The organism is Aquimarina algiphila (assembly GCF_007489275.1).
Classification (GTDB): domain Bacteria; phylum Bacteroidota; class Bacteroidia; order Flavobacteriales; family Flavobacteriaceae; genus Aquimarina; species Aquimarina algiphila.
Map to the genome: position 1 here is coordinate 24,554 of NZ_VLNR01000053.1, position 22,904 is coordinate 47,457.

Annotated in this window: 18 protein-coding genes; 12 read left to right on the plus strand and 6 right to left on the minus strand. The window is 32.7% G+C overall.

The window, feature by feature from the left end:
• Positions 1-64 precede the first annotated feature (64 nt).
• The 5 genes from FOF46_RS31705 to FOF46_RS21305 all read right to left on the minus strand — a co-directional run bounded on the left by FOF46_RS31705 (position 65) and on the right by FOF46_RS21305 (position 5,903).
• Positions 65-235: a hypothetical protein gene (locus FOF46_RS31705; protein WP_160114064.1), complete on the minus strand. Its 171-nt coding sequence runs from the start codon at positions 233-235 to the stop codon at positions 65-67.
• An 837-nt stretch (positions 236-1,072) separates the two neighbouring features.
• Positions 1,073-1,591, minus strand: a complete 519-nt coding sequence (locus FOF46_RS21290; RefSeq protein WP_143917840.1) for a hypothetical protein — start codon at positions 1,589-1,591, stop codon at positions 1,073-1,075.
• 4 nt (positions 1,592-1,595) lie between these two features.
• The gene (locus FOF46_RS21295; RefSeq protein WP_109438592.1) at positions 1,596-2,507 is read right to left on the minus strand and encodes a helix-turn-helix domain-containing protein; all 912 of its coding nucleotides are present in this window, start codon (positions 2,505-2,507) and stop codon (positions 1,596-1,598) included.
• Between the two features lie 9 nt (positions 2,508-2,516).
• Positions 2,517-3,413 carry an SDR family oxidoreductase gene (locus tag FOF46_RS21300; RefSeq protein ID WP_333968576.1) on the minus strand — a complete coding sequence of 299 codons (897 nt, stop codon included), beginning with the start codon at positions 3,411-3,413 and terminating at the stop codon, positions 2,517-2,519.
• A 270-nt stretch (positions 3,414-3,683) separates the two neighbouring features.
• Complete coding sequence (locus FOF46_RS21305; protein WP_143917842.1) at positions 3,684-5,903, minus strand: hypothetical protein; 2,220 nt, start codon at positions 5,901-5,903, stop codon at positions 3,684-3,686.
• Between the two features lie 336 nt (positions 5,904-6,239).
• On the opposite strand from FOF46_RS21305, the gene FOF46_RS21310 reads away from it, so the two are divergent.
• Entirely contained in the window at positions 6,240-6,917 is a 678-nt protein-coding gene (locus FOF46_RS21310) for a DUF2293 domain-containing protein (protein WP_160114343.1), read from the plus strand.
• Between the two features lie 189 nt (positions 6,918-7,106).
• On the opposite strand, the gene FOF46_RS21315 is transcribed toward FOF46_RS21310, so the two are convergent.
• Entirely contained in the window at positions 7,107-7,613 is a 507-nt protein-coding gene (locus FOF46_RS21315; protein ID WP_109438596.1) for a hypothetical protein, read from the minus strand.
• Positions 7,614-7,973: 360 nt separating this feature from the next.
• On the opposite strand from FOF46_RS21315, the gene FOF46_RS21320 reads away from it, so the two are divergent.
• The 11 genes from FOF46_RS21320 to FOF46_RS21370 all read left to right on the plus strand — a co-directional run bounded on the left by FOF46_RS21320 (position 7,974) and on the right by FOF46_RS21370 (position 22,719).
• Complete coding sequence (locus FOF46_RS21320; protein ID WP_143917843.1) at positions 7,974-8,699, plus strand: hypothetical protein; 726 nt, start codon at positions 7,974-7,976, stop codon at positions 8,697-8,699.
• Positions 8,700-9,194: 495 nt separating this feature from the next.
• A complete protein-coding gene (locus tag FOF46_RS21325) occupies positions 9,195-9,677 on the plus strand; it encodes a hypothetical protein (protein WP_143917844.1) in 483 nt (160 codons plus the stop codon).
• Between the two features lie 344 nt (positions 9,678-10,021).
• A complete protein-coding gene (locus FOF46_RS21330; protein ID WP_143917845.1) occupies positions 10,022-11,479 on the plus strand; it encodes a hypothetical protein in 1,458 nt (485 codons plus the stop codon).
• A gap of 183 nt (positions 11,480-11,662) precedes the next feature.
• The gene (locus tag FOF46_RS21335; RefSeq protein ID WP_143917846.1) at positions 11,663-13,255 is read left to right on the plus strand and encodes a type I restriction-modification system subunit M; all 1,593 of its coding nucleotides are present in this window, start codon (positions 11,663-11,665) and stop codon (positions 13,253-13,255) included.
• 3 nt (positions 13,256-13,258) lie between these two features.
• Entirely contained in the window at positions 13,259-14,608 is a 1,350-nt protein-coding gene (locus tag FOF46_RS21340) for a restriction endonuclease subunit S (protein ID WP_143917847.1), read from the plus strand.
• Between the two features lie 31 nt (positions 14,609-14,639).
• Positions 14,640-17,522 carry a type I restriction endonuclease subunit R gene (locus tag FOF46_RS21345; RefSeq protein ID WP_143917848.1) on the plus strand — a complete coding sequence of 961 codons (2,883 nt, stop codon included), beginning with the start codon at positions 14,640-14,642 and terminating at the stop codon, positions 17,520-17,522.
• Between the two features lie 17 nt (positions 17,523-17,539).
• Positions 17,540-19,489, plus strand: a complete 1,950-nt coding sequence (locus FOF46_RS21350) for an AAA family ATPase (protein ID WP_143917849.1) — start codon at positions 17,540-17,542, stop codon at positions 19,487-19,489.
• Positions 19,486-20,472, plus strand: coding sequence for an HNH endonuclease family protein (locus FOF46_RS21355; RefSeq protein ID WP_143917850.1), 987 nt, complete (start codon positions 19,486-19,488; stop codon positions 20,470-20,472). The genes FOF46_RS21350 and FOF46_RS21355 overlap by 4 nt, the downstream gene beginning before the upstream one ends.
• Positions 20,473-20,501: 29 nt before the next feature.
• Positions 20,502-21,707 (plus strand): PDDEXK-like family protein, encoded by a 1,206-nt coding sequence (locus FOF46_RS21360; RefSeq protein WP_143917851.1) that lies wholly within the window; start codon positions 20,502-20,504, stop codon positions 21,705-21,707.
• 19 nt (positions 21,708-21,726) lie between these two features.
• Positions 21,727-22,203: a DUF6998 domain-containing protein gene (locus FOF46_RS32375; protein ID WP_208746804.1), complete on the plus strand. Its 477-nt coding sequence runs from the start codon at positions 21,727-21,729 to the stop codon at positions 22,201-22,203.
• A 3-nt stretch (positions 22,204-22,206) separates the two neighbouring features.
• Complete coding sequence (locus FOF46_RS21370; protein WP_143917852.1) at positions 22,207-22,719, plus strand: hypothetical protein; 513 nt, start codon at positions 22,207-22,209, stop codon at positions 22,717-22,719.
• Positions 22,720-22,904: the final 185 nt, after the last annotated feature.

The window sequence follows — 22,904 nt, forward strand, 5'->3', positions numbered from 1 at the left end:
TGGTCTATAGTATAATAGATATCATAATGTATCATTATACTCATAGATATAGCATCTACAAATATTATAGTGCAGATAACTGGTGGTTTTCTTTTATGGATTTTAGATGGTGATTGGTCTTAAGGACAATATTATTTTCGATATGATACATTTGATTTTGCTTCTTTTCGTTAGAAGTAGAACAATCCAAACTTATCATATAGAAAATCATTGGGGTTTTAACTACAGGGTTCATGATGGTTGGTGTTATAAACTTATGTTTACTAATAAAATTTTGTAGCGATCTTCTGATGTAAATTTAGGAAATAACTTCATCTTTGAATTATGGTAAATTCTCATGGTCTTGATGGTAAAACTCTATTATATAGGTGTATAGAACCGTATTTTTATATTTTAATGCCTTTGTTTGTAGTATGTTGAAAGGTATATGTGTGTACGGAAAACCGTAAAAATTACATTTATTTTTTATGAATTAATTAACATTTGTTTAAGTATTGTGTTAATTAAGTGTTAATAAAATGAAGGTTGCTCCAAAAAGCAACAATTATATAAGTTCACTATCCCCAATAAATACGGGTAATGACAAGTAAATTCAATTAAAAATGAATGTTTATCAAGAATATGCAACGTAGTTCTGTAGATATAGGGTTTGGACTATAAAATCGTACCAGTTCGAGTGATAAAACATTTTAAATATTATATCTATGTAGAGGATAGTTTTGATATTCTGGACTAAAAACAGCTTCTCAATAGTTCTGCTGAGTTTGCCCAAGTATAATTTCCTCAATTTTATTACAAAAACACTCGAACTGACGATTTTAAAACAACCTAACCCTTATACCAAACTATGTTTGTTTAAGGATGGAGTAAAGATAATGAAGGAGTTATGTAATATTTCGGGGTCAAAAACCCTATTTCTTACAGGGGAATAACTGTGTGTTATACCGTCTCGTGTATGAGCAGTAGCGGATTTAAGCGACTGCATTTCGGATATCAATATACTTTAATTTAATGAAAAACGGTTCGAGTTAGCACTCAAACCGCTATTACTTATACACATTGTTGTGTGTAGTTATTTTTTAATTTCATTTTCTAAATGAACTAATTTCAACTCTTTATGATAATTATCAATTCTTCCATAAGCAGTTCCATCTACTAATAAGATAACTATTAGCATAGCAATCGTTGTTATACTAATTGCACGCCAAGTTGGTGTATTAATAAAAATAATTAACAAGGCTGACACAATGATTATAATCGGAATAACTTTAAAAACGATTGTATTATATTCTTTCAGAGTGGCTTCAGCACGAGTGATTTCTGATTCTATGAATGCTGAAGCATCCTTATTGTAAGCAGTCTCAAATTGTGTAACCCTTGACTTGTTGGTGAAAAATAATCCAAGTCCAATTGTTAAAAGTAGAATACCTGCCACCAAGCTAGGAATTATGTACGCTTTAGCCATTTCCGTTTTTCCTAACTGCCAAAAACCTAAACTAGCTGCCATAAACGCGAGTCCGAAGAGAATGAAAAATGGGGTTGAAAATAATTCGGCTTTTGCCCAATTTATTGCTATTTTTAATACATCCATAGTTTTAATTCATTTTATATTTTTCTCTGAATTCCTTTGGGCTTATACCTTCCTTCTTTTTGAATAATCTTGAAAAATATTGAGGATATTCAAATCCTAACTCATAAGCTACTTCCGAAATATTTTTATTCGGTTTCAATAAAACATTCTTTGCTTCATCAATTAAACGTAAGTGTAAATGTTCGGTGGTAGTTTTACCCGTTTCTTTTTTCAAAGTATCGCTTAAGTAACGTTGTGAAACTGACATTTTATCTGCGATTTGTTCTATACTTGGAATGCCTTTTTCTTGCAATTGCCCAGATTCAAAATGTTCAGTTAAATACTGATTGAATTGTTCTAATAAATCGTTCGTTATTTCTTTTCGGTTAAAAAACTGTCTTTCATAGAATCGGTTGGCATATTTGAATAATGTGCTTAATTGAGAAATAATAATTTCTCTACTAAAGACATCTTGATTATTTTGATATTCAATTTCAATATTTTCTACTATCGATTCTATTTGCTTTTCTTCTTTTGGTGAAAGGTGTAATGCTTCATTTACAGAATATGAAAAGAAACCGTATTTTTTTATTTGTAGAGCTAATTCCGTTCCTTTCAAAAAATCTTCGTGAAAGTTTATTGAAAATCCTTTTCGCTCAAAAACTACACTATTATCCCATTGCAAGACTTGTCTTGGTGCAATGAAAATCAAAGCTCCATTAGTGAAATCATATTTTGTTCGTCCGTAGTTTAAATCTCCCTCTACATATTTTTTAAAACTAATGGTATAGCAATCATTGGTAATTGGTGGCGAACTCTCTCTTGGACAAGGTAAGTAGCCATCGCCTTTTGAGTTGAACACGCTCAACATAGGATGCTCTGGTCGAGGTAGTTCTAAATAATCTAAATACGATGATAATGTTTTAAAATGTTGCATACTACAAATTTAGATATTCCATTTTATACCTGTTTCCTTTTCTGAAAGTTCCCATAGTTTTTTAGCAACTACTTTATCTTTGGCGTGTGGCTCTAATTTATGCTCTCCTACAGGACCTACAGTATTCATTCTTTTTGTTGGTCCATAAAATCCACTTTGGTCAAGGTTTGATTCTGTAGCACACATTAATTGTGGATAAGCACCTTTTTCAGCCGATTGTACTAACGGTGATAATTTCATTAGTTGCCAAACAAATCGAGTCATTAAACTACCACTGGTTTTAATTAATGAAGTTTTGGAAGCGCCTGGATGACAAGCATAAGCCTTCACATCAGATTTTCCTGCTTGTTTTAAGCGGTCTTGCAATTCATAAACACACATGATTTGTGCTAATTTACTTTGGCTATATATGCCATTTGGACTGTAGTTTTTATCCCAATTCAAATCGTCAAATTGTATGGTTTTGATCCCTAAATTATAACCCATACTACCAACGGTTACTATTCTCCCTTTAGATTTTTCTATCAGAGGAAATAATAAAGCTTGAAACGTGAAATTTCCGAAGTGGTTCGTTCCCATCTGACTTTCCCAACCATCTACAGTAAGCTTCTGTTTTGGTACTTGGGCTATTGCAGCATTGCAAATTAGCGCATCGATTTGAGGAACTGTTTTAAGAACCTGTTCAGCTGCTTTTTTTACGGAAGCTTGTACAGCTAAATCCATTTTTAAAGCTAAAACGTCTATGTGGCTACCAACTTCTTGTTTTAAAGTTTTAATGGTGTCTTCTGCTTTCTTTGGGTTTCGATTAAGCATTACCACTTTTGCTCCCTTTGATAGCAATATTTTCGCTGCTGCAAATCCTGTTCCGCTTGTAGTCCCTGTTAGGATATATATTTTGCCTTTCAAATTTTCGATTCTATCAGGTGTCCAACCTTTGTTCCCAAATTGATTTGTTTCCATTTTTGTCTAAGTAATTAGTGTTAAAAACTATAAGACAAAGGTCGGATAGAAGAGTACTTGTTTCCTTATACGGATTTTCGAATGTTGTATACTTTTTGGTTTGAGTGGTAATTACACACAACTGTTGAGTATAGAACATTGATATCCCTAATAGAAATATTACCTATGGATTAATACCTTCAACACATAATAGCATTTAAGTTATTTCACAAACTTTTACTCACTTAACTCTACGCGTTGTGAAACGGCATCCAACCAGATATAACTAAGATCAGCACCAGCACTACCATGACAACTCATACAGCTTCGGTTACTGTGTTGTTCTGTTTTTCCGTTTACGGTGCAGTACGTCGACATAAATGATTCAATAACACTATTACGTAAAAAACGAGGTACCATTGTAAAACAATCATTTTCGACACCATTATCCTTACAATTAAGCTTGCTAACTTGGCCATTTTGTTGCCTGCCATTTAGAGCCCATTGGGTGTCCACTAATATATAGTTGGCAAAAGGAGAATCAATTTTTTTAAGTTCTTCCTGAAATGCCAGGTTCATTTTCTGTGCTGCATTATCAATAGGTACAATACGAGTAAGTTGATTAGGTTGGTTTGTAAATTCTTTTGCCAGGCGATTAAGATCTACATTAGGGCAACCTTTTACAATACTATCTCTACTCAAGAATGGGAGTTGATAGCAGTTATCAGATTCTTTTAACTTAGGATTATAAAAAGTCCCTGTGGGGTTTTGTTGTCCAACATCAGGAACATTATCTTTATGCTCAAAGGTGATCCAGATCCATTGTGGGGCAAAATATGTCTTACGTGCGATATGTAAACCTACCAAGGCCATAGGAGCTCTTCTACAGTATACAGAATCACCTTCGGCTTCATAGATCAATGCATTTCGAACCAGGAATTTCTTTTTTGCAGCTTCAAGATTTTCTGCATCTCTATGATTACAATCAGCTGTTAGACATAATTCTTTCCAAGCAGATTTGATTTCTATCGATCCTTCATTATAGATAGTATCATCCCGAGTGTCAGGAAAATTTACTTTGTTAACATCTCCTTTTGGCCCACTGGGTGTGAGATTAAGGCTTGCTGCACGACCATTACCGATGATATATTCGAATTCTGTACGATTAAATAGGACCTCGTAACGTACTCGGCTGCTATCTTGATCTACCAAGTATCCAAAAGAACCCGCAAAAGCTTGTCCGGTTTCATTAAGGACATCCCTGGTTTTGGATTGCATTGTAATCACAAAATCATGATCTTCATTCTCACAATCTTTTCCTTTGGGAGCAGGGGGAATCTGATTCCAAGGTTGGTTGGTTGGATTCCATGTAATATCTCCAGGTTGAAATACTTCGAATGTAGGCTTATAAGTTTCCCAAACCATTGCATCATTTTTATTTGCTGTAAAAGGGAGTTGAGTATCGGGTTCGCCTCGTTGTGGTTTTTTGGTATCAGGGTTGACACCTTTATTAGGCCAGTTTAAAGCAATAAAGGATTTCCAGGCATAACTATCAAACATTAATTGTGCTATTTCTGGCCCCAAGAATTTAAATACTTTTGTGGGGTCTGCAGGAACATCCTTGGGTAAGGTAGATGTGATTTGAGTATCCATAATATACTGCTCAATTTCATTAGAGAACTGTCCCATATCTTTTGGTTCTTCTGCAGTAAGTAAGGCTGCTTCTTTTGGAGGCTGAGGTCTAAAACGATCACAATACGGAGTAGTACTAAACTCTGCAAAAGGATTACGAATATCATCTAGTGACCTTACATAATCAGTATTAAACCCCGGAGCATGACAATTCACACAGAACGCACTTACATGAGCCTGTATATCCTTTGATTTATCACTAATTTTACCATCCTCTATATCTTTTTGAAAGAAGAAACCATAAAACCAATCCCCTCCATAACAATCAACACCGTTGTAAGAAGCTAAATTTGCTGTTGCACAATAGTTATACTTTGGATCTGGCTTGTATAATACGGTAATGGCAGCTAACGTACTATGATCAGAACTAATAATTCGATTGCTAATGGTATCAGAACGATAATTTTGTTTTACAATGAATGATCCGGGAGGAAACTCCAAAGGTTGAGTGATCGTAGAATCAACTGCCTGTGTTAAAAATTCATGTGCTATATTATTTACATAGGTTCTTACCCAACGTCCATGCACTGGTAAACCTAACCTTTTTAGGGTATTAGAATCATGCGATATTTCTGTACCAGGAAATAAATGCCAGGAGGAGTTTTCGGGATAATTTTCCTTTTTTAAAAACTTCATTACAGCAGATAAATCAGGAAGAACGTCTCTGTCGTTAATAGGAGTGTAGTTGTCTTTTTTACAAGAAGAATATAAAATGAATATCGAGATGGTAAGAACCATCATTAGTATAGTTTTGGCAGGTTTCATAAGTAAGAGTATTAGTGTGTATGGTTATCAACATATCAGTTTAGAGTAAAAAAAATCCCCACTAAATCATGAGTGTCTAGAAAGTACATGTATAACAAACGGTTAAATTGAGCAGAGTCGATAATCAAGAATAATTTTTCTCGACTTTGCTCGAGATAACAGAAACATTAACTTTCAGACAGTTTCATTTTTTAGTGGGGGGAATACTACTAATTTAGTATTTTCTTATCATAATCTCAAATAATAAATGAAGTATGATCTTATAAAGATACGTAATATTTTAGGATAAATTCAATACTAAAAATGTATTTTCGCTTCCTTATAAATGATTGTTATTTGGCCACAACTTCTCAAAATATATTTCTAACCAAGAAGGAAAAACTTAGATGTATTCAATGCGGTAAACGCATTCCTGTTGGCAAATCATTTGTTGCAGAAAGTGAAAAACATAAAGGAACTTGTTTTAGTTGTTCTCCGTTTGGCGGATATGTATTGTTACCACCCGGAGATGCCGCAATGACTCGTAGATCTAAAAAACATTCTACTTTATGCGCAGTAGTATGGGCATGGAATCAACGTCGTAAACGTTATGAACGGCAAGGGCAACTGGTAGAAGAAATTGCTATAGAGAAAGCAAAAATAGAATGCCAGAATGATCAGAATATTCGTGCAGAAAAAAACAGAAAAGCTGCTATTGTTAGAGAACAACAAGATCGAGAGTATATTATCAAGTTTGCCATTGCTATTAGAAGACGGTACCCTAATTGTCCTGTGAAACGAGAATTTGAAATAGCAAAACACGCATGTCAAAAATATAGCGGTAGGGTAGGACGTACTGCAAATGCTAAGGAATTTGATGTTAAAATGATTGACCTGGCAGTAGAAGCACATATACGACATACCGAAACTAATTATGATGACCAGTTTGGTCAAGGAAAACGTAAAAAGGAAATCCGAACAGATATACGATCAGATATTGACCAGATTCTAAGACGTTGGAAACGTACCTTCTGAAAATGGAGTATAATAATAAAATTAAAAAGAGGCTGTCTAAAAAGTCAATTCTTTTTGTCAAACTGAGCTTGTCGAAGTTTTTAATATTTTGATTTTCAATATGTCTTCGACAGGTTCATACTGACAATTTTGAGTTTTTATACTTTTTAGACAGCCTCTTTTTTTTATATCTATTTATAATGAGAGTTCTTATCTATATACAGTATATTCTATTACACAAGAATTATTCTCTCTATCATTGCATGTCCAAAATATGATATCTGCACTAATAAAGGCTGCTCCGGCAGAACTGGTTAATTGATCTACATGCGCTTGTAAATCATCTTGATAATGGTCTAGATTAATGTCACTATCACCATCAACATAATAGATCATGCTTTTGTAATGTGTAGAAACAGCTCCTGTTGGCGGCCATATACGAGGGTATGAAGTACATTCTTTTACATAACGCTCGAACTCAGATGCAGCATTGTCACTACATCCTTCATCCCCATGAAGTGTGCAATTAGCCTTAGCTTGCGTAGGAACTAATTTACTTAATTCCTCTTTTGTAGCCTGACGATATTCTACAGTACCCACTAATTCCAAATACGGGTTAGTTTTTACAACTTCTGGTTCCTCTGTATCAGTTTCACAAGAGGTAAGCAATACTAAGAATACGAATAAACCGGATAAGATTTTTGAGTGTAATTTCATTTTATATTATTTATTGGTTAATACTGCTACTAAATAACTAATTATCTGTCTGATAATCTTAGGTTTATGTTTTAAGAATATGTAAAGAAACTAATTCGTTTTATGGGGAAATTTCACCTATTTATAATAATAAGTTAATGAGTAGATAATATATTCTGATTACTACACTAAAATATTGATTTTTAGTGTGTAAGATGACATGGTGTTTTGTAGTAGATAATCAACTTTTTTAAAGAGTAAGTATTTTTTTACTATTAATAAAACATCCAGAAGGTAACAAAATGCTTTTTTAAGACACTCTATATATAGTAGCAGTAGTCATACTATTATGAGCGTATTAATTCTTAAAATAATTAGCAAATGTCAAGAGAAAATTATAGTATAAAGTTAACGACTTTAGAAGCATTATCTTTAGAAGAAGTAAAAGCACCAACTATTCCGGTTGATATTGCCTTACAAGAGGCAGAAAACTTATTTGTGTGGGCATATGAAGATAAAATTATTTTGGAGAGTAAAGGACTAGATTGGGATACATATTTTGAAGACTTGCCCGTTCGTATAGGTGCATGTCGATATGCACAAGCAGTTTGGATGAAAGAACGTTATACCAAGAAAGAAATTCTAAAAAGATGGAGAACAGAATCTTCTAAGGCATATGAATTTAAAAATGAGGTATTAGCTGATTTATATTTTAAGTTTAGAAAAGATGCTGAGGTATTGGGCCGACTAGATAAGATTACACAGGCAGAAGGTGATGATGATATCATCCAGGATCTAATGGATATTAGTGTGTTGGGTAAGTCAAATGCACCAGAATTGGAAAAGAAGAGATATGATCTTAGAAAATTTAATATTGCAGAGCAGAAGTCTGATCATCTGGCAGAATTACTTTTTAAAGCTAATGACGATACTTTAGATGATGTTAAAGCCAAAGATTTACGAGATCGAGCATTTACACATCTTAAAGAAGCTATAGATGAAATACGTGATACCGGTAAATATGCGTTTAGAAAGGATCCCGAACGTTATATTGGATACGTGCAAATACGCATACAAGAAAAGAAAATAATGCCTCACTATAACTAAATTGATGTATTTACTAATGTTAAAGTGTTGATTTGTAATACATATTCTATATAAAAACTTAGAACCCCCTGCCACAACGCCAGTAAGCATAAAATGCTATTATACTAACTGTCAGTACCCATTCACTGAGTATACGTAAAATGCAAAATATAAAACGTAATCCTTTGATGAGTAAGCGTTATCATCACAATAAAAAAGTGTTTTTAAGTAATACGACAGCCTGTCATTATAGTATTTTATCATATCAAAAATAAATTAAGTAAAAACAAATGCTTAGTTATTAGGTAATTATAATTTAAAATTAACACAAGATTAATAGTAAAAATGTTAAAAAGATGAAGAATCGGTATTGAAATTGATTTTATGTAAGCTCAAACAAGTGTTGAATTTAAAACAAAAAAGTATGAGTAATGTAGTAAACAACCGATTATCGGTTACCGTAGATCCACAAGTGATTACAGAAGTAAAAAGTAAATAGACGAAATCAGTACGCTATTGCCTTTTTTAACAGGTTTGACCAAAGATGAACGTAGAAACCTACCAAAGATTAATAGAAGTAATAAGGTATTTGTAGAAGATGCACTAGACAGTATGCGACAGAACGGAGATATCTTGCCAAATTTTATTAAACTAGGAGAAATAGAAAAAGATTATTCATTATATAATGATCTTAAGGTACTGGCTTTAGAGTTAGCAGAGTTATCAGAAAAAGTAAATGATACCAGAATACTTGCCGGATCAGAAGCGTATAGTACTTCATTACTAGCGTATAAGATGTTTGGTGTTGCTGCTAATAGTGGAGTACCAGGAGCAGAAGCTTTACATAGCAGATTAAAAGAACGTTTCTCTTCTAATGGAAGTAGTACTGCAGAAGAAAGCGAGAAAGAGGATGAAAACCAGAATCCCGATAATGAAACGGATTCATTTGGCGGCAATAGCACTGCAGAATCGGACTTCGACTCCGCTCAGTCCTCGTAAACAATTGCACCCTGAGCGAAGCCGAAGGGTGAAGTAGACGGGCTTCGACTACGCTCAGCCCTCGTAAACAATTGCACCCTGAGCGAAGTCGAAGGGTGAGGTTACTCGAAGGGTCGAATTCAGAGCCCCTGGAAATATATTAATCAAACACCCCCAATAGTTGGATACAACTATTGGGGGTGTTTTTATGGTCAATTGAAAAGGGGATATTACTACCTGTTTCATATCAAATACATAAAAATTAATTCGCTACTTAATTAAAAAAATACTTGCCACTGGGTATGGTTTTGCACAATGCAGTTGTTTATTTTTCACACTTTATAAATAACTCTAAATAATAAATCATGAAGAAAATTACGTTGAGTATCTTTTTAATGCTGTTGTATTCCTCATTAGTGAATTCTCAAATTAATGATAAAAGTAATAACCTTGTATCTCCAGGAGCTTTTAATAAACTTGTATTTCAGGATCTTAACTTTTTGGTTCTGGGAGATAACACACCACAACAAGGTCTGTTATTTGAGCTTAAAGAGGAAAAGTCATTAATCAAGGCTAGTGGGTATTTAAAGAGTTTTAATTTCGGTTTTTTTACGGTAGATGGAGATTTTTCTGTGGATAATGGAGTTTATTTTTTTGACGAAAATGATGGAAGCAAAAAATCTAAATTCACGGTCAATTTCTATTCAGGAATAGGAAAATCAAGTAGGAAGTATAATGGTTCAAAAGATGTTGCTATTCAAAGGGCTTTTATTAAGAAGAATCTTTTTTTACAAGATTCTCTAACTAAATATTTCTATAGATATAAGGATTTACGTGAAGAAATGCTAGCACATAATTTGCCCGTCGATACTTCATTGAGTTATGATAAAATGAAAGAAAAACTAATAAAAGTATATGAAATTGATGTAGATGATCCAAAATATTCTATACATAGGGAAAGTACTGATATGTCAGTTTATACTGTAAAAGAGAGGGGTAGTGATAGAAATTTAGTAGTAAAAAATCCTAAAAAAGATACAATAGAAATAGATCAAACTTTAACCGATGGAATAAATGTGCTTAAATTAATTCAAGATTATGAAAAAGCAACCACAAAATTGGATAGTGTTATTAGCATAGCACAGAAAAAAGAGATTGAAATCACTAATAAGTCATGGAATTCTAAATTAATACCATTTTTTGGAGTTTCAGCATTTTATCAAAGGGAAAGTACCACATTATATGAGCCTTCTGATGGTGGAAGTTTTGATGACTTTTTCAATGATATTACAGGAGATCTTTATGGTATATCTGGATCATTTAATGTTGTTAAACAATGGAAAAATCAAAGTTATTTTGTAGCCAGAGGATTAACTTCGTTTTCGAGAAGTTCTAATATAGATGAATTTACACAACAGACAATCACTTTGAATACTCCTACGGGAGATATTATTGACGGTAATCCTGTTACTATAGCTAGTAGCAAAAAGGGATATGTAGGGGATAGTAGTTATACATATGGTTTTAAACAAAGTTATAGTGCTGAATTCTATTTAGCTTGGAAGAATTTAGGGGCTTTTGTAAATGTTGGATATGATAATATGATGTTTTCTGAAGAGTCAGGAGTTAGCGACCTTGAGAGTTATCCTGGTAGATTAGGTTTATTATTGAACTTAAAATCAAAAGACGAAGAAAAGAATATTTTAACGTTACAATTGTTTATGGATAGGCAAGATCTTAACAAATCACCTAACGGAGATGATAAAGATTTGCGGTTCGGTTTTAAAGTTGGGTTGCCAATAAATATTAGTAAAAAATTGTAATAAAAGAGAGAGCTCTTTGTATACTCGATCAAGAGAGAGTCATCAATTATAGTATTACCAAAAGAAGACCCACAAACAGTTTTGGTTTGTGGGTTTTTGGTTTTACAGTAAGGGAAATATTACTATCTTCACCACAACGTTTACTCACCCCACCCCAAATTAGATTATACTACAGTAAGAATTATGTCAGAAGACCAAAAGAAACAACATCTAGAACAGCAACTCTGGAAAATAGCGAATGAGCTTAGAGGAAAGATGGATGCTGATGATTTTAGAGATTATATATTAGGATTTATCTTCTATAAATACCTAAGTCGTAAAATGGAATTGTATGCCAATGAGATTTTACAACCTGATGGACTGGAATATGGATCTATTGAAGATCATAAAGAAGCAGAATCTTATCTCGAAGCTATCAAAGATGAAGCTATTGATGCACTTGGGTATTTTTTAAAACCCTCAGAATTATTTAGTGAACTAGCCAGACGCGGAAATACTGAAGGCAAAGGAGCTTTTATTCTGGGAGATCTACAAAAAGTACTCAGAAATATCGAACAAAGTACCATGGGTAGCGAAAGCGAAGAAGACTTTGGTAATCTGTTTGAAGATCTGGATCTTACCAGTAGTAAACTAGGGAAATCTGAAGAAGCTAAAAATGAACTCATTGTAAAAGTACTGACGCATCTTGAAGAAATTAGTTTTGAACTAGAAGATACTCAGAATGATTTGTTAGGAGATGCTTATGAATATCTGATCGGTAAGTTTGCCTCTGGTGCTGGTAAAACAGCTGGGGAATTCTATACGCCACAACAAGTATCTAAAATACTAGCAAAGCTCGTAGTAGCAGATAAAACAAAAATAAAAAGTGTGTATGACCCTACTTGTGGATCAGGGTCTTTATTGTTACGAGTAGCAAAAGAAGTAAAAGAAGTAGGAGGGTTTTATGGGCAAGAGAGTAATCCTACCACCTATAACTTGTGCCGTATGAATATGATCATGCACAATGTACATTATAAACGATTTGATATCTATAATGAAGATACCTTAACCAATCCTTCTCCAAAACATATTGATCAAAAGTTTGAAGCGATTGTAGCAAATCCACCCTTTTCTGCCAAGTGGAGTGCCAGCCCATTATTTATGAGTGATGATCGTTTTTCGTCCTATGGTAAACTAGCGCCAAAAACCAAGGCAGATTTTGCCTTTGTACAGCATATGATCCACCAGTTAGATGATAATGGCACCATGGCCTGTGTATTGCCACACGGAGTATTATTTAGAGGAGCAGCGGAAGGCCATATACGAAAGTATTTGATTGAAGATCGTAATTATCTGGATGCAGTAATAGGATTACCAGCCAATATATTTTATGGTACCTCGATCCCCACCTGTATTTTGGTATTAAAAAAGAAACGAAAACAAAGTGACAAGGTACTATTTATAGATAGCAGCCAACATTTTGAAAAAGTAAAAACACAAAACATCTTACGAGAAGAAGATATTGATAAAATTATAAATACGTATAAGCAGTATAACAACGGTGCAGAAGGAGAAGCCGAAGTGGACAAATACAGCTATATCGCTACTCGTAATGAAATACAAGAAAACGATTACAACCTAAACATCCCACGCTATGTAGATACTTTTGAAGAAGAAGAAGCTATAGATCTAACTCTTGTATCCCAAGAACTACGCCAGGTGGCAGAGGCTCTCGAAGCCACCGACAAAGAAATTGCCGGCTATTGCAAAGAATTAGGAATCGAAACTCCTTTTTAATATATGGAAGTAGCTGTGATACAAAAAAAAGAAACAAAGTTGGTTCCTAAATTAAGGTTTCCTGAATTTAATGAGGGGTGGATTTCAAATTTACTTGGTAATGTTACAAACTATACAAAAGGTTTTGCTTTTAAATCTGATGATTATAAAAGTGAAGGAGTCAGAATAGTTAGAGTATCAGATTTAGGAGTTAACTCTATTAAGAAGGATATAGATAAAGTTTTTGTTGATACTGTATTTTCTAAAAGTCATGGAAAATATCTTTTACATAAAAATAATATCATAATAACCACTGTTGGATCAAAACCAGAGATGATTGAATCGGCAGTGGGGAGGGGTATTTTCATTTATGAAAATAATCAGGGGTTATTAAATCAGAATATGTTGAAGTTTGAAAACATAGACTCTTTTGATAACGGCTTTCTTCAGGGGATTATTAATTCAAAAAGATATCAGTATTTTATTAAAGGCATTGCTAGAGGAAATGCTAACCAATCAAACATAACAGTAAAAGATCTTTTAAATTTTAAGCTAAATATCCCATCCCTCCCTGAACAACAAAAAATAGCATCATTTTTAAGTACAGTAGACACCAAGATCCAACAATTACAACGTAAAAAAGAACTGCTAGAGCAATACAAAAAAGGAGCGATGCAGCAGATTTTCTCCCAGAAGATACGATTTAAACCTGCCCTGAGCGAAGTCGAAGGGAGGGAAGATGATAGGAGTGATTATCAGGATTGGGAGGAGAAACAATTAGGTGATGTATTGACGTTTATTTCTACAAATTCGTTTTCTCGCAATGATCTTAATTATGAAGAAGGAGAGGTTTATAATATTCATTATGGAGATATACATACCAAATTCAAGTCAAATTTTCATTTAAGTAGTGAAGAGGTTCCTTTTATAAATTCTAATATTTCTTTAAGTAAAATATCTGATGAGAAACTATGCATATTAGGAGATGTCGTTATAGCTGATGCCTCAGAGGATTATAATGATATAGGGAAAGCTATTGAAATTATAAATACGAATAATCAAAAAATTGTAGCCGGATTACATACATTCTTAGGTAGAGATTTTGAAAATTCCACAATAGTTGGGTTTAAATGTTATTTATTCCAAACGGATTATATAAGAAAACAAATTATGAGAATAGCTCAAGGGATTTCAGTTCTTGGTATTTCTAAAAAGAATTTATCAAAAATTTCATTTGAATTACCTTGTAAGGAAGAACAACAAAAAATAGCGGATTTTCTATCTGCTATCGATAATAAAATAGATAAGACTGTAGAACAAATAGAAAGTACGCAACAATTTAAAAAAGGACTCCTACAACAAATGTTTGTATAACTAATACATCGTAAAGCCTATAACCAACAATATGACTACCCAATCAGAAGCGATCTTAGAAAACAACCTCATCAAACAGCTTGCAAGGCAAGGGTATGAGCAGGTGTTGATCAAAGATGAGGATAGCTTGTTGTCTAATCTAAAAAAACAACTAGAAAAGGTAAATAATACCACCTTCTCTGATAAAGAGTTTGATACCATCCTTAATCACTTAGCAAAAGGGACCATTTTTGAAAAGTCAAAAACCCTACGAAGTCGTTTTCAACTAACTCGGGATGATGGAGAATCTCTGTATATTCGTTTTTTCTTTGTAGAGGATAACTCCAAAAATCGATACCAGGTATCCAACCAAATCGCTCAAGAAGGCACCTATAAAAACCGCTATGATGTAACGATTCTGATCAATGGGTTTCCTGTTATACAGATAGAACTCAAAAAGAGAGGCATAGAGCTTAAAGAAGCCTTCAAACAGATATGTCGTTATAAACGACAGAGTTTTTGGGTGAATAAGGGATTGTTTCAATACGTGCAGCTATTTGTGATAAGTAATGGAGGGAATACAAAGTATTATGCCAATAATCCATTAGCAGCTTTAACCTATAAGCAAACTTTTTTCTGGGCAGATGTAAACAATAAAAACATAACAGAATTAGTAGATTTTGCACATTCGTTTTTGGATACTGCACATCTGGGCAAAATGATTGGGCAATACATAGTGCATAATGAAACCTATAAGATATTGATGGCTTTGCGCCCATATCAGTTTTATGCGACCGAAGCAATGATCCATCAGGTACAAACATCAACAGATAATGGCTATATATGGCATACGACTGGTTCTGGTAAAACGTTGACTTCTTTTAAAGCAAGTCAGATCATTATGGATCTTCCAGAGGTACACAAAGTGGTGTTTGTAGTAGATCGTAAAGATCTGGATTACCAAACGATGAAGGAGTTTAACAGCTTTAAAAAAGATAGTGTAGATGTCACCAATAATACGCAGTCTTTGGTCGATCAATTTGTAGATCCTAATAGTCCACTGATTTTAACCACGATCCAAAAATTAAACAACGCAATTTCTTCCAATAGGTACACATCAAAAATGACGAACCTAAGAAATAAGCGCATTGTTTTCATCTTTGATGAGTGCCACCGCAGCCAGTTTGGGACTACGCATCAAACCATTACTGATTTCTTTGGCAACAGTCAGCTTTTTGGGTTTACAGGGACTCCCATATTTGTAGACAATGCACAAAAAAATGATCTGGGAAAAAGAACGACCAAAGATCTTTTTGACAAATGTTTGCATAAATATGTAATCACCGATGCCATACGAGATCAGAATGTACTGCGATTTGGTATTGAATATATCGGTCGCTATAAACAAAAAGGAAATACGCTGATCGATATCGATGTAGAAGATATCGATACACGAGAAGTGCTGGACTCCCCTAAACGAATAGAGAAGATAGTAGATTATATTATACAATATCATAACACCAAAACGACTAACAGGGAGTTTTCTGCTATGCTTGCAGTAAGTAGTATTGATACCTTGATTACCTATTACGAGCTATTTAAAAAGAAAAAGGAGGAAGGATTACATAATTTACGTATCGCTACTATTTACAGTTATGGTGCTAATGAAACGGATTTAGAAGCTATAGGAGCATTACCAGATGAACAATTATCTCAGGCTGCAGAACCCGCACTTGTATATAAAACTAGCCATAGCAGAGAAAAATTAGATGAGTTCATTGCAGATTATAACCAGATGTATAGGACTAGTTTTTCTACAAAGGATGGTAAACAGTTCGAGAATTACTTTAAGGATATTAGCAAACGTCTCAAAGAACGCGAAAAGGAAAACTTTAAGGATAAAGATCGATTGGATATTGTCATTATAGTAAATATGATGCTTACCGGTTTTGATGCTAAAAAGGTGAACACCCTCTATGTGGATAAGAATCTACGGTATCACGGATTGATACAGGCATACTCTCGCACCAATCGTATCTTAAACGAGAAAAAGTCTCAAGGAAATATTGTATGCTTTAGAAATCTTAAAGAAGCTACCGATGAAGCTATTTTATTGTTTTCTAATAAAGAAGCCAAAGAAGAAATCATACTACCAGATTATGATAAAATTGTTAATGATTTTAATGAAGCTGTCATTGAGTTATTAAAGATTGCACCTACCTACAAAATGGTAGATAATTTGGTTAACGAGGATGACCAATTATCATTTGTGCAGGCTTTTCGTAAACTAATGCGTCTTAAGAATGTATTAGAATCTTTTGTCGAATTCAGTTGGGAAGATCTGGCGATGACAAAGCAAACATTTTACAATTATTTGGGCAAATATTTGGATTTAAGAGATCAGGTACGAGGAGATCACGAAATGCAAAAAACATCCATACTAGAGGATGTAGATTTTGAACTAGAATTAGTGCATCGGGATATTATTAATGTAGCCTATATTTTAAAGCTAATTGCAAAAATAAAAGAAGAGAAAAATGCTCAGGCCGCAGCCAAGCAAAAGAAAAATATTATGGACCTCCTTACAGCAGAGGTCACACTACGCAGTAAACGCGAACTTATAGAAAAGTTCATATCACAACAATTACCCCTAATAGATCATATCGATCGTATCGAAGACGAATTTCAGAAATTCTGGAATCAAGAAAAAGTACTTGCTCTAGGCAAATTATGCGAAGAAGAAAATCTGGATCAATTGCAGTTCCAGGCATTGATCAATGCATATGTTTATAGCGGTAAAGAACCGATACGTGAAGAAGTGTTCAAATGCCTGGATAACAGGCCCAGCGTTCTTAAAGCCCGAGAAATCGGTGAACGCATCATTAACAAAATGAAAAACTACATACAGACCTTTATAGAAGGGATGGTGGGGTAGTTAGTAAACTATAACATATGAGATTAGCGGCGGTTTTTATGGAAGACCAAGATCTTGAAAAAGGTGGTAAAACAATTAATTTTGGTGGATTCTACAGATATGATATAATAGTTAAAGACGGTAAGACCAAGATTAAATCAGAAGAAACTAAAAATTTTATTGAAGATTTTTTTGATGATGAAGGATTCATCACCAATATCTCAGCTATTGTTGGAACCAACGGTTGTGGGAAAACTACATTGATATACGACTTAATAGCTACCCTGCAAGGTAAAGGCTCTGGTTTTACAATTTGGGAAGATAAGGAAGCAAAAGTCTATTTGAAAAATTACAGTTTTAATCTTCCCATTTATTTGAATGGAATAAATTCTATAGACAAGTATACCATAAATACAGATACAATTTATTATTCACCTTATTTGGATAATAAAAAACCGGCATTTGGTATTGATATAAGTGCGGATAGATATTTAGCAGAAGATTTAGCTTATATGGGAAATATGCTGGTGGGTGGTAATGATATTGATGTTTCAGATCAACTAAAAAGAAAAAATCAAGAGCGATTTATAAAATTTCAAAAGTCTAAATATGCAGACGGTATTCGCGAAAGATATGGGCTACTAAGCGATAAATTCTTTAGGGTAAACTTTACTAATCATAAGATTAGAACTATAATAAATTCGACAACAGTTAGCAACATATTTGAAATAGAATTTAACAATACTCCTGAGAACTTTAGACCTTTTTTGAATGAATTATACAATCTAATAAAAAAAGAATATCAAGATTTTGATAGATATGTTAACTCAGAAGAAGATAGATATGAACTGAATAAAAGACAAATGAAAAATCTAATCTTAGAAGGAGCTTTTTGTTTGTTGATTAATTTAATGGAGGTTAATAATACATATTTAGAAGAAGGTTTTTTTAAAAATGATAATAAGCTAAATGTTTTATCAGAAACTTCAGATTTAGATGCTTATCAAAAGCTTCAATATTGGTTAAAAAATTACTATTATTCTAAAGGTACAGGAAAGAATCTACCAGATCAGGAAATTCTCAACTTGTTATCATTTTTATTCAATTATATAGATGGGCCTGAATTGTCAATGGATCTTTCTGTAATAGGTTGGGATACAAAATCATTATATTTTCAAGAAGGTTCATTAAATCGATTATTAAGACTAAATCAGGATTTATTGAATGCACTTCCTAAGTATTATAGACAAGAAAAAGATTCTGGATTATACATCGATCTTAGTCGTTTACAGCAGTTTGTGAATTTTGAGTTTTCAAATAGGTCTTTAAGTTCAGGTGAAACAGCAATGCTAAATTTATTTAGTAGAATATTTGATTTTTTTGATCGTAAAATTTTAAATACCCCAGTTATTCCAAAAGCAGAATATTATCTTTTGTTTTTAGATGAAGCAGATCTGGGCTATCACCCTAAATGGAAAATTACTTACATATCATCTATTATTCAATTTTGTAAATCTTTTTTTAAAGAACTAGAGGCAAAAGTGCAAGTAATTATAAGCACACATGATCCTTTAAGCTTGAGTGATATACCCAATTATAATATAACATATTTACATAAATCAGATAATGAGGAAAGAACAATATTGTCATTTACCGATCCAAAAAGACCGTCACTGTCTTTTGGAGCTAATATAACTGACTTATTGGAGGATTCTTTTTTTTTGGCGGAACATCCTATCGGTAATTTTGCTAAAAACAAAATTAATAAGATAATTAACTGGATTAATTGGCATAAAGACAACAAAAGAAATTATAAGGAACAAGAACTTGAAAATATAAAGCAGATTATTTCACTAATCGAAGAACCTGTTTTACGAAATAAACTAGTTGAAATGATTAGTGAAATTGAAGTGGATGATGATTTTATTGAAGAAATGATTAAAAAGGAAACTTCTTACCTACGAAATTTATTGAAAAAGAACTCATGATTTATTTAGATCCATATTCTCCACATATTTTAAAAGCTAAAAAAGTTCATCAAGAAAAATCTTTTACCTTGATTAAAAAAAGGGTTAATAAACTATCAACATGTGAACTGAAAGGTTTTTTAGATGATTTAAGAATAAACAAAATATTGACTGATCTACCTATTAATTTAGAAAAACATCATATGGATTTATTTGAAGCTTTACCTGATTACTCTATAGAAGATTGGAATAGGTATGTGCTATTAAAACAAATCAAAAATAAAGATAGAACTCAAGGACAAAAAGAGATTGTCAATAAATATAATAATTTAACAATCATAGTAGGTAAAATATTTAAGTATAAAGGAGGTTTTGACAGGAAGAGAAGTACTTATTCTGCTTATGATTTAGCTCAAGCCTTATGCGTTCAAACGTGCACTTATTGTAATAGGTTATATACCAAAACAGTTAAGAATCCAAATAAAACCATAAGACCCGAATTTGATCATTGGTTTCCAAAAGAAAATTATCCAATTCTTGCGTTATCTTTTTACAACCTAATTCCTTCTTGTCATGTATGCAATAGTAGTGTTAAAGGAACAACAATAATGAATCTTGATGATTTTTTGCATCCTTATGTCGACGATAATATAGACTATAAATTCAGCTACTGGATAAAAAAATATGGCAGATATAATTTTTCTATCAAAAGAATTAAAGATTCTAAGGAGGATAATACAATTAAGGCATTTAAATTAGAAGAAATATACAAAACTCATAGGGATGAAATCCATGATTTAGTTAGAATTAAAAAACTATATTCTATAAGTTATCTTTTAAAATTAAAGAAAATGCTTAATAAAACTGGTCAAAAAACTTCAATTGAAGAGCTTTATAGATTAGCGTTTGGAGTTCATTATAATGAATCTAATTTTCATAAGAGACCGCTAAGTAAGATGAAAAAAGATATCATAGAAGAATTAAAAATGAAATTAGATGAATAAATCTAAAACACAATGATTATTCCCTTTATATGATAGCAAACAATATACCTAACTACAGCAATTTACTAAAGAGAGTTAAAGGTCTGATAGCATATCAAGATCAGTTGGCCAAAGCAAAAGGAGAAACCTTTAATGTGTTTGATATTCTGGGGTTACAAACAAATGAAGTGCGTACGCATTCTGCTTTTATTGCAGAATTATTAAATCCTGCAGGTTCACATATGATGGAAACCGTATTTCTGGATAGTTTTTTAAAAAGGTTAAATCACCAAGCGAATTTTGATACCAAAAGTGCTACAGCTATTGTCGAATATTATATAGGTCCAATCAATAAAGATCAAACAATAGGGGGTAGGATTGATATTTTATTAAGGGATGGTACAAACCAAACTATTTCTATAGAAAACAAGATTGATGCAGGTGATCAGGATAAGCAGATAGTTCGTTACTATAATTATAAGTCTGATAGAAATACTGTAATATATCTAACCAAATTTGGAGATGAGCCTTCTGAAAAAAGTAAAGGAAATTTGGTAAAAGGTAAGCATTATATAACTATAAGTTATCAAAATGATATATTAGATTGGTTAGAGGATTGTCAGGCACTGGCATATGATCAACCTATTGTAAGAGAGAGTATCAAACAATACAAAATACTAATCCAAAAAATCACCCATACTTTGAACAACGAAGAGGACAAGGAATTAAATGCATTGGTCATGCAGCATTTAGAAGAAGCTTCTTATATTTCAACCAAATATCATAAAGTTACCAATGATTTAAAACAAAAGTTTAGAAAAGCTCTGCTAGAAGAGCTACAATCCAAAATTATAGACGGAGATACCGATCTAAAAGGATTTACATTAGAGTCCAAAAAAGATATTACCCAGGTACATGCTGCTATATGGTTAGAACATGATGATTCTAAAGTATCTAAAAAATGGTTTGGTATAGAAAGCTTTAGCGGTAAAGGCAATGGAAATGGAGTTTTGTATGTTGGATTATTTGCAGGGCAAGGTGCTAACCTTTCTGAATCAGATAAAGAATTTGATAGATTAAACATATACTGGCCTCATCATCGAAAGCTTAGTTTTGAGAATCAAACTATTTATTTATCAAATGATTCCATTCTTAAAAAAATGATAAAGGAAGATCTCCTAAAAAAGATGGTAGATGGTTGTACAACACAGATTATCGATTTTATAAAAGAAAACAGAAGGTGTATTGAAGCATAATAATGAACCGTAATAGTAAATGAAAGAAATAAAACAACTATTAGAAATAACAAAATCCTTAAAAGATCAATATAATGGTAAACTTGATTTTTCATTAGATGGTAGATTGGTAGGAGATATTGGAGAGGCCCTGGTCTCGGAAAGATTTGGTATAGAACTTCATGGCAAAAACAATCATACCTATGATGGAGTTCATGTGTCATCAGGTAGAAAAGTGCAGATAAAAGCCAGTATGAAATATAACTTTAGTTATCCTTTTGGTAAAGATTTAGAGCATTACATTGCAGTGCATATAGAATCTGATGGAGAATTAGAAATTATATATAATGGTCCTGGTACGCTAATTCACGATTTTTTAAAATCTAAAAATAGAAAACCATATAAGAAAATATGGTATACCATTTCTAAAAATCAACTTATTGAGCTTGATGAGAAAGTTAAACATTCGGATCGCATTCCTGATTTAAAACTGTTAACTGGAAAAAATAGTAAATAAATTATGCCATCCAACCAAACCCTAACCATACTAATCATTCTGGGAGTTCTTATGACGCTTATCGGATTGTTTTTGTCTTCATTCACTATGGTAGAAAATAGTGATTTTTTGTTGCGTATAGGTCTCTGGCTGATAGAAGTGCCTGGCATGTTTTTATTATTGTCTAATGGTACATTTCTTAAAACAAAGTATTCACGTATAGTAATGGGATTATTTGCATTTATGTTTATAGGTGGAGCTTTTATGATTATGCACTGGCCCTATGGAAATTCTTTATTAGTGGTTGGGTGTATTGGTATAGTCATATCTTATTTGGTGCATTTCCTTAAAAAACCAATTAAAAAACGATTAGACTACATAAAACTAGCGTGGGTATCTGTATTGTATATTGGTGCTATATTAAGGTTGTATCATTTAATTACTACAGAATATAGAATCCTTACTACAGTATTGATGATTTTGGCATTGATGGATTATATGTTACCCAAAATAAAGAATAAAACATTGTTTGATTAACTATGAAAGGAAACCTAGAATCATATATAGTAACTATAAGTATAATGTTAGTTATATTATACCCGTTGTGCATTTAGAAAAAGTTGCGCAAACTGCTAAAAGGCAGTAAATTGTAGTTACGACACTATAATTCATATGCACAACTTTCAAGCAAATTACGATAAAATACTCAAGGTTTTAAAAGG

Coding starts and splice junctions, on each gene's coding strand:
- FOF46_RS21295 (WP_109438592.1), bottom strand. CDS start 2,507: ATGCAACATTTTAAAACATTATCATCGTATTTAGATTATTTAGAACTA.
- FOF46_RS21355 (WP_143917850.1), top strand. CDS start 19,486: ATGATTTATTTAGATCCATATTCTCCACATATTTTAAAAGCTAAAAAA.
- FOF46_RS32375 (WP_208746804.1), top strand. CDS start 21,727: ATGAAAGAAATAAAACAACTATTAGAAATAACAAAATCCTTAAAAGAT.
- FOF46_RS21350 (WP_143917849.1), top strand. CDS start 17,540: ATGAGATTAGCGGCGGTTTTTATGGAAGACCAAGATCTTGAAAAAGGT.
- FOF46_RS21320 (WP_143917843.1), top strand. CDS start 7,974: ATGTCAAGAGAAAATTATAGTATAAAGTTAACGACTTTAGAAGCATTA.
- FOF46_RS21335 (WP_143917846.1), top strand. CDS start 11,663: ATGTCAGAAGACCAAAAGAAACAACATCTAGAACAGCAACTCTGGAAA.
- FOF46_RS21330 (WP_143917845.1), top strand. CDS start 10,022: ATGAAGAAAATTACGTTGAGTATCTTTTTAATGCTGTTGTATTCCTCA.
- FOF46_RS21345 (WP_143917848.1), top strand. CDS start 14,640: ATGACTACCCAATCAGAAGCGATCTTAGAAAACAACCTCATCAAACAG.
- FOF46_RS31705 (WP_160114064.1), bottom strand. CDS start 235: ATGAACCCTGTAGTTAAAACCCCAATGATTTTCTATATGATAAGTTTG.
- FOF46_RS21305 (WP_143917842.1), bottom strand. CDS start 5,903: ATGAAACCTGCCAAAACTATACTAATGATGGTTCTTACCATCTCGATA.
- FOF46_RS21315 (WP_109438596.1), bottom strand. CDS start 7,613: ATGAAATTACACTCAAAAATCTTATCCGGTTTATTCGTATTCTTAGTA.
- FOF46_RS21340 (WP_143917847.1), top strand. CDS start 13,259: ATGGAAGTAGCTGTGATACAAAAAAAAGAAACAAAGTTGGTTCCTAAA.
- FOF46_RS21360 (WP_143917851.1), top strand. CDS start 20,502: ATGATAGCAAACAATATACCTAACTACAGCAATTTACTAAAGAGAGTT.
- FOF46_RS21290 (WP_143917840.1), bottom strand. CDS start 1,591: ATGGATGTATTAAAAATAGCAATAAATTGGGCAAAAGCCGAATTATTT.
- FOF46_RS21370 (WP_143917852.1), top strand. CDS start 22,207: ATGCCATCCAACCAAACCCTAACCATACTAATCATTCTGGGAGTTCTT.